Below are 12,663 nucleotides of genomic sequence, written 5' to 3'. Positions count from 1 at the left end.
CGGGAAGTCGGTGACACCCGCGCCGAATAGCGTGGTGTGCAGCAGTGAGCATCGCGCGTGAGAACTCTTGAGGGGCCGACCGGTATGTACGTCCCGGTCGATCCCTAGCCGCCGGCCTCGACCTGCTGATTACGGCACCTTGATAGTTCCGGCACGTCGGAGCGTGCCGCTCAGCGGCGAACCGTGCAGGACCGCACCCGTGAACGGGGTCGGCCGTCGGCGCCCTTTCGCTCCCCGCAGCAGGACGAAGGTAAGCACTCCGAGGAGTGCGACGGCGGACAGGGTGACGATCACGAGGGGCCTCCCAGAGAACATGGCGGGCAGCACCCGCGGGTCGGGGTGCCGCCCGCCTTGTCTTGTCGCGCTGCTTGTCGTCTGGCTTGTCGTGCGGCTTGTCGCTTGTCTTGTCTTGTCGCTTGTCGCCTTGCAGGTCACAAGCCGTTTTGGGGCCTCCCAAGCGGCCACGGGCACCTTAATCGTGTCAGGACGACAGGCGACAAGTCATCAGTTCTCGTCGGGCTGCTCGGGGGCGTGCCGGTGGTGGACGTAGCGGGCTTTGGTGCCCTCTCCGACACGGACGGCGGTGCCGTCCTCGGCCCAGGTCTTGAGCCAGCCGACGACCGTCTGCCGGTTGGTGCCGTACTCGTCGGCGAGCGCCCGGGCGATGGCGGAGGCCCCGGTGCCCTCCGGGCCGGCCGCGAGCAGCACGGCCAGTGCGGCTTGCTGAGCAGGGCTGTCCTGCTCGCCGCACAGCGCGGACAGGTTCAGCCCCTGCCCTGTAGCCGGCGGTGCCTGCTCCACGGGCGTGTTCGGGTCGGGGGCGGTGGCGAACTGGGCGTCGATCTGCTCCCGGAAGCGGCGCAGCATCTCATCCTCCGGCGACGCCTGCGTCTGAGGGCCGCGTAGCGCCGACAGGTTCAGCCCGCCCCCAGCGGATCCCGATGGCTCGGGGCCGGGGTCGGTGGGGTCGTCGGGGGTGAGGTCGCGCATCCACGCGGTCCGTTCGGCGTCCCAGCGGCGGGCGTAGGCGGGCCCTGCGGCCCTGGCGGAGATGCCGTCCAGGCAGGGATGCCGGTCGGAGGTGGCGGCCGTGATGTCCCGGATCTGGTTGGGCAGGATCCGCCAGGCCTTGAACAGCGCGGCCGGCGACTCCGGGGTGCCCATGAACCCCGACCCCTTGTAGGGGGGCCTGCTCCACGCGCAGGCCACGGCGGCCGGGGAACATCCTGCCCAGGTCCATGCCCTCCGTCTCACCACCGGTCAGCGCGACGCGCACCTTGGCCTCCCGGCGGATCATCAGGTTGCCCAGCACACTGCCGGTGGCGCCGAGGACGGTCAGCACTGTGCGGATACCCATGGCGCGCAGCATGCGGATCACTTCCAGGATCTTCTTCGCCAGCTGCTTCATCTCCCGGTCGGTGCTGACCAGGATCTCCGCGCCCTCATCGATCACCAGGATGATCTGCGGAATCCTCGCGCTGACCGGAAGCAGGTCGGTGTTCGCCTTGGCCAGCAGGTCCTGATACGCGCGCTTGCGGTGCAGGCCGATGGCGAGCGCGGCATCGAGCATCAACATGGCCTCGTCGTACGAGCCCGCGAGCCGGTCGATGCCGGGCCGGACGGGCAGGCCGTCCTCCCGCTGGAGCTCCCCGTTCAGCGCCGGGAGCACCCAGGGCAGGCCGGCGGATCCGGCGTTGAGGTCGATCACCCAGGTGAGCACGTCCTGGGCGCGGGCGAAGCCGGCCAGGATCGTGTGCACCAGGTTCGTCTTGCCCGAACCCGTCGGGCCGACGACCAGCGCGCACTGCTCACGCAGGTAGACAGGGACGACGTCGGCGTTGGTGCGCACCCCCCACGGCAGGCCGGTCAGCACCGACAGGGGCCCGTAGTCGTCGGGGTAGGGGCAGTCCTCGCTGAGGACGTTGACCGTGGTCACGTCCAGGATGACCCGGCCCTGGTGGATGCCGGCGCAGGCGGTGGCGGTGCAGCCGTGCGGCAGTTTCGCGTCCGCGGACAGGGCTACGGAGTACTGGGCGATGCGGTCGTAGGTGATGCCACCCTGGGGCTCCAGGTCCAGGGAGTAGCCGGTGCCGGTGGGCCACATCTCCACCGCGAGCACGCGCACGCTGATGGAGCAGATCCGCTGGATGCGCTCCACCCACTGTTCGGCGATCGGCCGTCGCTCCGCGGACAGCTCCCGCGCGATGGCTCGCTGTTCTGCGGCGATCGCCTCTTCCTCCCGCGCCTCTTCGTAGAGGGCAACCGAGCGGGCGGCGGCGCAGATGCCGACGCCGACGGTGGCCAGGGATCCGAGGGCGGCCCAGGTCAGGGGGCCGTGGGTCATGGCCCAGGTGGTCCAGCCGGCGCCGATGAGCCAGGAGGCGGCGCGGGTGGCCAGGGTGCGGCCGGCGTTGCGGACGCGCAGGCCGGCGATGGTGTGGCCGAGGGCCCCGGCGGCGCCGACGGCGAGGGCCCAGCCGGGGGGCATGGCGGTGGCGGCGGTGGTGGCGACGGCGAAGGCTCCGGTGGTGGCGGACAGAGCGCCGGTCACGGGTCCGTGACCGGCGCTGCCCTGTCCACCCCCCGCCAGCACGCCGGCGGCCTCCAACTTCTCCAGCGCCTTCGTCACGGTGGGCCGTGAGACATCGAAGCGCGCCGCAAGCGCCGAAGCACTCGGGAAGGCTTCCCCTACTTCCAGCCCATCAGCCGTGATGACCTCCGCGATCCGCTCATGGAGCGGACGCCGGTCGGCTTGCGCCCCTGCGCGCACGACGCGCCACCGCTCACCTGGCGCCGGTTCAGCAACGCCTTCCTGCTTGAGTACGCCGAACGCACGGACGGCCACGCCACGCGAGACCTTGTGCTCGCGCACAACCTCGGTCAGTGAGGGCAGGACCGTCATGTTCGGGTCCGCCTCGATCCGCGACTTCAGCGCGTCAGCGATCTTCAGGAGGGTTCCCCGGGGTTGGCCTGCTGCGACACCCGCTCTCCCTCACGGTCAGCCCATCGTCCTTATCCAGCTTCCCATGGTGGAGATAGCCATGATGAGCCGGTCAGCCTTTAGCCGCTCTGTCGGCTTGATGAAACCTGCTCTACTTCGTCAAGGCCCGCGCACGGCGCGCGCGCCGCCTCTGCGGCGCGCCCCGCCTCCGTCTCCACCCCGGCTGGCCGCGCCCGGCGGCGCGCTCGGCGGCTGCGGGCGTTTGCATTTGGCGGCGAAGCAGGCCAGGCGCATGCGCCATCAGGCGTCGACGAAGAGCCTATGCGCCAAGGTGGGGCCGCTCCTTGCGCACGAATAGCCGCCTCTCTCCACGTTTATGATCACCATCCGACGTCCTGTTGTTGAAGCGCGAGGTAGGGATGCACACCTCGGTCGCGTCAGGGAGATGCCCAGTTCAGGGCCGCTCGCAATCCACTTTTTGGTTCAGGTTCCCGCGCTTGAGTTGGCCAGCACGATGGCGCTTATCGGGTGTTTATCAAAATGTGTTGCTGGATGACTTCAAGCCGTGTCTCGCTGCCTTTGTCATGGCGGATTTCTTGCGATGAGTCTCGCATTCCGGTTGCCTGCTCCGCCGGCTCCTTGGCTGACGTCCCTTCCACAGATAATCTTTCGTCCGCAAGGTCAATCGATGGGGGCACCCGCCTACACACAGAAGGTTGGAGAGTCGTATGAAAAAAGCTCTGATGGTGGCCATGTCGGCGGTCGCAGCATTTGTGCTAGCTGCGAGTTCTGCAGAGGCAGCCGGTTCGCCATCCCCCGCAAATCACGACAGGCCCGCCAGCGGCTTAGTGGAAGTTACCGAAAATGGCATCAAGTCAGCGTGGATGTCTGTGGAGTACGCCAAGACACATCCGGCCAAAGCCAAGGAGTACGGCATCAGCGTACCGATTGCAGGGTCAGGCAAATCCCCAAAATCGGCCGACCATTGCCATAGGGACGTCTGCATCAACGTTACCGGCGAGGGTCTCGAAGTACACGTTTGGGCTACTACCGCCTTTGGCAACGTAGGATGCAGTCTGGCCACATACTTGGCAGATGAGCGAGTTTATAAAACGAGAGAGGTCTGTCCCGACGAACCCGGTCCCGGCATGTATAGCTCTGCGTTGGTGGGATATCATACGTTTCACGACAAAACTTGGCTGTGCAACACCTGGCTAAACATGCCGGGTGAGCCGTGTATACAAATCCACAAGTAGCCTTCCTGTCATCTTCGTTCCGGGGGACAATGTAGCCACTGGACGCGTGAGAAGGAGGAACGCTTGTGGAGCTGTCCGAAGTTCATGCTGGTCAGGCAGGCAACTTACGATGGACGGTGACAGCGGGAGCGGTTACGGACGGCTTCGCAACGTTCCTTACGGTCTACGGACCAGACAACGCGGTCCTGAGCAGCACGGGCTCAGTGGCAGGGGAACCATCACCTGAAAGTCCTCTGGAGGTGTCCTGGAGCCGTGCCGACGGCACTCCGTTGTTTGTCATTGCCAGGACGGTTCCAGATGTCGAACGCGTCGTGGCAGTGACCACCGGGGATGAGCAGATCGAACTGAGCCTCTCCCCAGTGGTTGCTCCGTTCCGTGCGCGCTTCGGCGTCGCGGCCCTACCCTCCGGCTGCTCCCTGACTCGCACCATCGCTCTGCCTCAGAACACGGTGGTGAGGGAACGCTGGGCATCGTCCCGGGCCGATCTTCAGGGCGAAAGCCGTCCGCATGCACCTGGCTCCGCCCAAACGTGCGGCTGGCACCCCTGGCCTCCGTCTTAACTCGTCAAGGCCACAATTTGCCTCCGTTGACCCACCGCCCGAAGAGGGCTCGGAACCACTCGCTCCGAGCCCTCTTGGACGACATGTGGGCAGCGAGAGCAACGAGGGGCCAACGCACAAGCCAGCAGCAGGCTCGGGCAGTTCGGACACGATGCTGATCGTGTCCGGGATGACGAGGTCACCGGACCTGTCGTGGCGGGTGGGCCGTCCGGCCCAAGCCACGGCGGCGAGCGGGACGCAGTTGGCCTCCCATGGCCCTCCTCTGGCCAGCACGGCCAGACGATGTGACCGAACGCTCCTAATGTGCAGGTCAAAGCATGTCTGGTTGCACAATCCGGCCGGCCTTAAAGACCATCGTGGCAGCGATGTCACCGAAGGTTCACGTGCGGTGGGCTCGTTGCAGTGACCCACCGTCCACGGCCCAGCGGGCCCTTTCTCAGTGCCACGCCTTGGGGAGTGAGCGGGGAGTGGATCAAGAAAATGATGCGGCGCGGCACCCACGCCGGCCAACGCACACCAAGGCTCTGACCTGCACACATACTCAACGGTCCTAGTCAGCGATCTTCCCGCACATTATTCGGGACGAAGAGGTTGTGGGTTCAAATCCCGCCACCCCGACGCTGGCCAGAGGTCCATTCACGTGATCGTGAATGGACCTCTGACGTATATACAGCAGCGGAGTACAGCGCGATCTCGAAGTGGCGAAGAATCTGCACGGCGATCCGGGGGTGGACGTCGAGGGCGGCCGGCAACGAGGCGCAGGTGCCCCTTGCGAAGACCGAGAACGGGGATCAGCACGTACGCGCCGTACACGTAGTCACGCCAGGTCTGAGCGTTCTCCAGGAAGGTGCACGCCTCCTCGGCCGACCACGGGTCCGGTCGCTTGCGACGAGCACGCTGGACATTGACGAACTGGGCGACGTTCTTGGAGATCCGCTCCTCCACCATGGCGTTGGTGAGCGCGCTACGGAGGATCGTCCGGGCGTCGTTGACCGAGCGCTTCGAGAGCGTCTGGTGGCAGCACCTCTTTATGACGCAGCAACGCCGCCTCTCCACAGGCCGCTTGGCGTCCTTCTCCCGGGCGCAGCACTGGCAGGTCTCAGCGAGCTTGTTGAGCCAGCTACGCAGGTCCTGAACCGTCAGCCGGTCGAGCCGCTTCGAGCCGAGGAACGGCACGATGTGGATGCGGACCATCGTCTCGTACGTGGCAGCGGTGAGAGGCCTGAGGTGGGGTTCCACGACCACCTTCACCCCGCCCCTGGGTCAGGCGGTAACCCGTGTGCGCCGCCGCCTCAGGCGGGGACGAAGGCCCACCAGGATGGCGGCGATCACCGCCCACAGCGCGAGGGTGGCCAATGGCTGCACCGCCTGCGCGCCGTGGAAGTAGCTCAGGTCGGTCACGGCGCGGACGGCCGCACCCGGCGGCAGCAGGGCGGAGACGGCGTGTGCGGCGGAGGGCAGGAGGTCCGGGCCGATGGCCGCTCCGCTGGTGGAGTTGCCGACCGTGAGCAGCAAAAGGGTGGCGACGGGCACGCCGACCGGGCCGAGGTAGGTGCCCAGCAGCTTGGTGGTGAACGCGGCTGCCGCGGCAAGCAGCGTCAGGGCGAAGGCCAGCGGCATCACCGGCGCGGGCACCGCCCCGAGGATGGGTCCGGCGATGACGGTGGCGACGATGCCGATGGCCACAGAGGCGCCGGACAGCAGCCAGAACCGGTGGTGCAGGTGCAGATGGTTCGCGAGACCCAGAACGTTCTGGGCGAGGACGAAGCCGGCCAGTGTGACGCCGAACGCCATGTAGAACCCGGCCAGTCCACGAGAGTCGAAACGGGCGAACGGGACGACATCCACCGTGGTCAGGCGCTGGCCCGACCCGTGAACGTAGGCGCCGATCAGGCTCTTGACGGCCGTCGTGGTCGACTGCCCGTTGGCCCCGCCGACCTCCAGGTGCAGCCGGTCGGAGGCCGCGCGGCCGCTGAGCGCAGCCACGACATCGCGGCGCTCGACCTCAGTGCGCCCCGTGGCGGCGTCGGCGACAGGATGGACATCGACACTGTCCCCAAGGGCCTGGCTTATCTCGCCCGAAAGCTCCTGGCCGACGACAGCCACCGGCACCCGGTGCGGCTGGGGGTTGCGCTGCAGACCGACGTAGCAGCCGATGAAGGCCGCCACGACGACCAGGGCGATCACGGTCGGCTGCAGCCAGAGCCGAACCGGTGGCGCAGTTGCGGAGGAGGAGGTGGCAGTGGCGGTGGTCAGGCCGGCTTCGGCGGCCGGGCCAAGGCGAGTGGCCATGAAGTGTCTCCCGGAAAGGGGGCGCGCCCTTGGACGAGGGGAGGGGAGCGGCCCAAATAGATGATGTAAGTAATCTAAACAGCACCGTACGATAGATGTCGTCCAGCATCCAAAAGGGAGGTGCCCTATGGGTCGCGTCTCACAGGCGCAGGCACAGGCGAACCGCCAGCGGGTCGTGGAACGGGCCTCGCAACTGTTCCGCGAGCAGGGCACGGGCGTGAGCGTCGCGGATCTGATGAAGGCGGCCGGCCTGACGCACGGCGGCTTCTACAAGCAGTTCGCCTCCAAGGAGGCCCTGATCGACGAGGCGGTCACCCACGCGTTCGGCGAACTGGCCGAGCTCCACGCCACCACACTCGAAGAGCACGAGGGTCAGCGTGTCGAGGCCCAGCAGTCCCTGATCGACGGGTACCTGTCCGTCCGGCACCGGGACAACCCCGCCTCGGGCTGCCCCGTCGCCGCGCTCGCCACCGACATGGCCCGGGACAGTGGCGACCACGGAGCGCACCGCGCCTACGCCGAAGGGGTACAGGACTTCACCCAGTGGCTCGCCACCGACGACGAGGACGGCATCGCCCGGCTGTGCACCATGCTCGGCGCCCTTCTCCTGGCCCGCGCCACCAAGAACTCCCCGCTGTCCGGGCAGGTCCTCTCCGCCGCCCGCGCGGCGCTGTCACCCGCCCCGCAAAACCCCGCGTCCGACATCCACTGCTGACATCGACGACGTCGGACGGGTGCGTACACCAGCTTCTGCGTCCGGGCGTCGCATCAGTCGTCGGCAGCAGCTGAACTGCGCTCGGATCGAACTCCTCAAGCGGGTGCCGCAGGTTCGGATCCTGCCGGGGGCATAGCGAGAAGGGCCAGCTCAGGACGGGTTAGTGCTCCAGGTGGTGCGCGACCGCGTCGAGCAGCTCGGCCGGGAAGGAGACGGAGCGCACCCCCGCCGCGGACTTCGGCGCCTTGTCGAAGAGCCGGCCGTCCTGCAGCTCGGCCTGAGCCCGGCCCACGGTGACGGTCGGTGCCTCCAAACCGATGTCCCGGCGCAGCAGGGCCGCCAGCGCCTTGACGACCGACGGTTCGCCGATGCCGGCCGCCAGGAGCTTGCCGCGCCGGCTCCGCACGCGAGCGGTCGTCACATCAGCGTGACGGCGGCCGAAGATCCGCCACGTCCTGAAATCAGCTCACAAGCTTCCGGTACTCGTCCAGCCGCTCGTCCAGCGATTGCATGAAATCGGAGAAGCGTATACCGGTTCCTTCATCAGGATGCGTGATCCTGCCGTCCGTACTTGGCGGGCAGATCATGAAACTTACGCCGTCATAAAGTTTGGTTTCCAGCAGGCGTTCGCACAGCACATGATAGCGACGGGCATACGAAGGACGCTCTCCATAGATCGGATCGAGCGGAAACGCAGCATCGACCTTTTGGGCCGAATCCCGTGTCGCCGCTCGGCGCTCGTCATCCTCAAGGATGAAGATGTACCCGAGCCAGGGAAACCAAGAATCGCCTTTGCCGAGGATTTCGTTCGCGTAGACCTGACGCAGATCCGTAGCGCTGCCTACAGCCTCTTCGTTTCTGTTGTTCGCGTTGTTGCCGAGCTTCTTCGCATCTTGGGACTTGACCTCGACGGCGAAAACAAGGCGCTCACCGTGGACTCCGATGATATCCCAATTCTTGCGCGGTCGATAGAATCCCGGAATCGTCGCCTTATCGCCCTGCAGGATCGTCAGCGGGAAATCGCCAGTGACGTCGAGGACGTGATTGATGATCAGGCTTTCGATTGCCTGCATGTGTTTACCGCTACGAGTACTGACCGCGCGGGCCGTCCACATCTTTTGGACGGCCCTCGTCAGCGATTCTTCACTCCAGCGCGCTGCCGCGCTCATGTCGCCCCCCAGTTATCGCGTCAGTCCGGGATGCGATCGATCCCGTAGGCGTGGAGGGCCGCCGAGGTGGCGGCTTGCACGTCTCGTTGATCGAACGCCGTCGCCAACGCTAGTGCATCTGCCGAGGAGAGAGAGTCGGGAGCAGGAACGCGGATACGTCTCAGGTACTGCGCCTGGAACCGTAGCGTCCCCCCGCGCATGCGAACCGCGTACGCCTCCACGAAGGCCTGAGCGACGCGCGAGAGCAACAAGCCGCCGAGGACCCTCATGTCCCAAGAATCCGAAACCACATAGTACAGGTTATGGTGGGGATAATGACCACCCTCATCCAGTACCGGGTGAATCGTGAGTTTCATATCCGGAAGCAGCAGTTTTGGGCGATTGGTGAGGTCAGGGTCAACCTTGTCGATGGTTTTGTACCAGTGACTCGGCCTCTGCTTAGCGACATATCGGCTCTTCAGCTTCGCTTCATGCGCCTCGAAATACCGCTTCAACTTGGGATAGCGATCGAGGTCGACGAGGCCACCTGAACTTTCCCAGGGGTTCACGAGGTACGTACCTTGCCACTGAAAATGGCCGGTTTTTGCGTCTTTGACCATGGCCATAGGAAGCAGTCGGTCATTCTCCACGGCCAAGGAATCCGTCGTGACAAAAACGGCGTCCGCGCCCGTGGCCACACCGATACCCACACGTGTGGCGGTTTCCTCAAGGGTGGGAAACCGGTCGTTGAGGTATTCCAGCATGGCGAGTCGCGCTGGGCTGCCGGCAGGCCACGACTCGTCGCCCGAGAACCAGTGCGGCAGGCGGGCCACCTGGAAGGCGTCATTGCTCTCCTCTGGCACACCTTCTGCGCGGACCCAGGAGAGGAGCTCTTGTGCTTGTTCTGCGTCGAACCGAGCTGTCGTGTCGGCGGCGATCACGGGCCCCTGTGGTTCGTTGGCAAGGATGGTGACAGCCGGGTAGGCGGCTACTTGAGATTCGAAAGCGTCGACGTCGTGCATGATCACCACCGCTTTCATGCTGTAGCGATCAGCAACCATCTTTCGGAGTTCCCGACCGTACTGATTGCGCATCCATCGGTCGGCGCAGATGAACCCCAGCACTCCGCCGGGGGGGAGCGAATTCAGCGCTTTTTCGAAAAAGCCGACATAGATGTCGGAGCGCCCGACCATCGTCCTTTGGTTCTTTCGATACGCACGCATGCGCTGATCCGGAACGTCTTCCAAACGGATGTACGGCGGGTTCCCGACCACGAAGTCGCTTTGCTGGGCAGGTTCGAGGAGGTAATCGCCGGATCTGATCCAGATGCGAGCAAGTCTTTCGACTTCAGTCTTTTCCCAGCCGTCCGCGGTGAGCAACTCAACTACGGCTTTGCGGCTGGCCTGCACGTTCCGGTCGAGAAGATCGAAAGCCCTGACGGCTCGTTCTGGAAGGTCCCTGCCTTGCTTACGGCAAGCCGTGCTGAGTCGCTCAGCGATACTCAGCAGAAAGGCTCCCGTGCCACAGGCGGGATCCGTGATCGTCCACTGCCCGAGGTCGCGATCTGCCGTGTACCCCGCTAGGTCGAGGATCATGTCGACGACCCACCGGCGGGTGTAAACCTCGCCGTTCTCGACAGCTTCTTGTGAGATGGGCTCTACCGCGGAGTTCGCTGACACAGGATGGGGCACGGTGGTGAGCGTAGTCCTACGGGTCAGGGCGGACGGTCCTGACCCTGTGGTGACCGCAGGAGCGGTCTGCGGGGATGAGCTACCCAGTAGTGGTCGGAGGCCACTTACGAATTTTCGTGAGTGGCCTCTGACGTGTCGGGGGCCAAAGGCTTCTGATCAAGCCTCGCAGGCGGTCGCCTGTTCCTACTGGACGTCGACGAAGTCGCTGGCCGACGTCGCGGCGGCGGTGGCCGTGGTACCCGCGTAGGAGAAGCGGTAGTACCCGTCGCCCGTCGCGGTCGTGGTGGCCGTCACGGCTCCGCCGGGGCCGCTGGTGACGGTCTTGAGGGTCGTGTACGTGCTGGTGCCCGACTTGCGGTACTGGAGCTTCACCGGCACGTTGCTCAGGCCCGCGTACGCATGGGTCTCCCAGTCGGCGCGGGTGAGCGTGCCCTTGACCGTGATGGTCCGGCCATGGACCACCGGCTCGGGCGAGGCGTTCGCGGTCAGCGTGGTGTTGCGCTTGATGTGCACGGAGCCGGCGTATCCGTCACTGGTTGAACCGCTCGGGAGGCCGTACGCGATGGCGTACGCGTGCCAGGTGCCCGCATAGGCGTTCTTGGTCATGTCGGCCTTCGGGTCCAGGGTGAAGTGGACCGTGCACGTCGACGTCTGGGCACCGGCCGCCACGCAGGAGCCCGATCCCTGCTCGGCGGGCATCAGAGCACCGTCCCTGCCCTGCTCGTCGAAGGAGGTGCCGTGCCACAGGGCGACCCAGCCGCCGGTGACGCCGTCCGGGTCGGCCGCGGTCACCGTGGCCGTGAACGACTTCTTGGCGGAGGTGCCGAGGACGATGTCCTTGCCGTCGTTGACGACGACCTTCGTGATCGTCGTGTCGTCCTCACTGGTCATGGGCCCCGCGTGCGCCTGCGCGGCGGCGGGAAACACCAGAGCCGAAGCGAGAACCAGGGCGCCGGACAGAGCGGCGACCGAAGCGCGTATGCGCATATGCATCCCCACGGTCAGAAGAAGGGCCCCGCGGGACGGCTCCCGACAAGAGCCTATGGGCGCACGCATCGTACAGATTCCTTCGAGTCACGACGAGATGCGGGGATCCCTCGTCCCGCCCCGTTCCCCTCCCCGACACAGGGGCGCCGGACGAGCGACGTGGGCGGGGCGGGGCGGGTGACGATGCAGGCGACGGCGCCCCAGGGATGCGGACAGCGGCGGCTGCGTGGCCGGACTTCAGCCGGTCCGGCCACGTGGGCCGCACACCGGTGGGGCGAAGGACTGCTCAGCGCACGTCGACGAAGTCGCCGGTGGCCGTGGCGGGGGGCGTGGTGCTGGTGCCGGTGAAGGAGTAGCGCCAGTAGCCGTCGGCGGAGGCGGTGACCGTGGTCCTCAGAGTGCCCGTGCTGTCCGTGGACACGGTTTTGACCGTGCTGTACGTGCTGCTGCCGGCCTTGCGGAACTGCAGTTGGACCGGCTGCCCGGTGTAACCGTGGTACTGGTGGTCCTCCCAGTTCGCCCGGGTCAGCTTGCCCGTGACCGTGAGCTTCGCGCCCTTGGCGACCGGTTCCGGCGAGGCGTTGACCGTGAGCTTGGAGTAGCGCTGGACGTGGAAGGTGCCGACGTCCGTCCGCTTCGCGGAGTCGCCGTCCTTGGCCTTCGCGTAGGCGCCGATGTGCCAGGTGCCCGCCAGCGCGTTGTAGTGCAGGTCGTACTCGGGGACGACGGTGTACGTCGACGTGCAGGTGACCGTGGTGCCCGACGTGCACACGGTGTCGGCGTCCGAGTCCTGGGTCCAGAAGGCGTCCGGGTCGCTCCACGTGCCGTGGTAGAGGTACGTCTGTCCGGACGCTATGCCGGCCGGGTCGGAGGCGGTGAACGTGACCTTGAAGGTCACCTTGTTGGTCGTGCCGACGGCGACGTCCTTGCCGCCGTTCACGACCACGTGCGAAACCTCGGTGTCGCCCACCACCGTGTCCGCGTGCGCCGCGGGGACGGTGAGGGCGGCGAGTGCCAGCGCACCGGACAAAGCGGTACCGATGGCGAATCTGTGCATGAGTTCCCTCAGGAAA

Annotated in this window: 8 protein-coding genes and 3 pseudogenes; 2 read left to right on the top strand and 9 right to left on the bottom strand. The window is 66.1% G+C overall.

Annotated features, from left to right (window positions below):
• Nucleotides 1-504 precede the first annotated feature (504 nt).
• Nucleotides 505-2,608 (bottom strand): annotated as a pseudogene (locus IE244_RS24330) (hypothetical protein).
• Nucleotides 2,609-2,647: 39 nt separating this feature from the next.
• A pseudogene (locus IE244_RS42165) lies at nucleotides 2,648-2,770 on the bottom strand (GntR family transcriptional regulator); the annotation flags it as partial.
• Here IE244_RS42165 and IE244_RS24325 point away from each other — a divergent pair.
• A complete protein-coding gene (locus IE244_RS24325; protein WP_191875833.1) occupies nucleotides 2,732-2,887 on the top strand; it encodes a hypothetical protein in 156 nt (51 codons plus the stop codon). The pseudogene IE244_RS42165 and the gene IE244_RS24325 overlap by 39 nt on opposite strands.
• Nucleotides 2,888-5,393: 2,506 nt before the next feature.
• On the opposite strand, the gene IE244_RS24320 is transcribed toward IE244_RS24325, so the two are convergent.
• Together IE244_RS24320 and IE244_RS24315 are read right to left on the bottom strand one after the other, a co-directional pair.
• A complete protein-coding gene (locus IE244_RS24320; RefSeq protein ID WP_191875690.1) occupies nucleotides 5,394-5,996 on the bottom strand; it encodes a tyrosine-type recombinase/integrase in 603 nt (200 codons plus the stop codon).
• Nucleotides 5,997-6,020: 24 nt separating this feature from the next.
• Nucleotides 6,021-7,049 carry a hypothetical protein gene (locus IE244_RS24315; protein ID WP_191875689.1) on the bottom strand — a complete coding sequence of 343 codons (1,029 nt, stop codon included), beginning with the start codon at nucleotides 7,047-7,049 and terminating at the stop codon, nucleotides 6,021-6,023.
• Nucleotides 7,050-7,176: 127 nt separating this feature from the next.
• Here IE244_RS24315 and IE244_RS24310 point away from each other — a divergent pair, with 127 nt between their 5' ends.
• Entirely contained in the window at nucleotides 7,177-7,764 is a 588-nt protein-coding gene (locus tag IE244_RS24310; RefSeq protein WP_191875688.1) for a TetR/AcrR family transcriptional regulator, read from the top strand.
• 163 nt (nucleotides 7,765-7,927) lie between these two features.
• Here the strand turns inward: IE244_RS24310 and IE244_RS24305 are convergent.
• The 5 genes and pseudogenes from IE244_RS24305 to IE244_RS24285 form a co-directional block, all read right to left on the bottom strand.
• Nucleotides 7,928-8,191: pseudogene (locus IE244_RS24305) on the bottom strand (site-specific integrase); the annotation flags it as partial.
• 34 nt (nucleotides 8,192-8,225) lie between these two features.
• Nucleotides 8,226-8,933 (bottom strand): PaeR7I family type II restriction endonuclease, encoded by a 708-nt coding sequence (locus IE244_RS24300; RefSeq protein ID WP_191875687.1) that lies wholly within the window; start codon nucleotides 8,931-8,933, stop codon nucleotides 8,226-8,228.
• A 20-nt stretch (nucleotides 8,934-8,953) separates the two neighbouring features.
• Nucleotides 8,954-10,603 carry an Eco57I restriction-modification methylase domain-containing protein gene (locus IE244_RS24295; RefSeq protein ID WP_229854311.1) on the bottom strand — a complete coding sequence of 550 codons (1,650 nt, stop codon included), beginning with the start codon at nucleotides 10,601-10,603 and terminating at the stop codon, nucleotides 8,954-8,956.
• Nucleotides 10,604-10,786: 183 nt separating this feature from the next.
• Entirely contained in the window at nucleotides 10,787-11,590 is an 804-nt protein-coding gene (locus IE244_RS24290; RefSeq protein ID WP_191875686.1) for a DUF5707 domain-containing protein, read from the bottom strand.
• Nucleotides 11,591-11,876: 286 nt separating this feature from the next.
• A complete protein-coding gene (locus IE244_RS24285) occupies nucleotides 11,877-12,647 on the bottom strand; it encodes a calcium-binding protein (RefSeq protein WP_191875685.1) in 771 nt (256 codons plus the stop codon).
• Nucleotides 12,648-12,663: the final 16 nt, after the last annotated feature.

The organism is Streptomyces filipinensis, assembly GCF_014649495.1.
Taxonomy (GTDB): Bacteria; Actinomycetota; Actinomycetes; order Streptomycetales; family Streptomycetaceae; genus Streptomyces; species Streptomyces filipinensis.
Note: the sequence above shows the minus strand (reverse complement) of the source record. Positions and strands in the feature narration are given on the sequence as shown.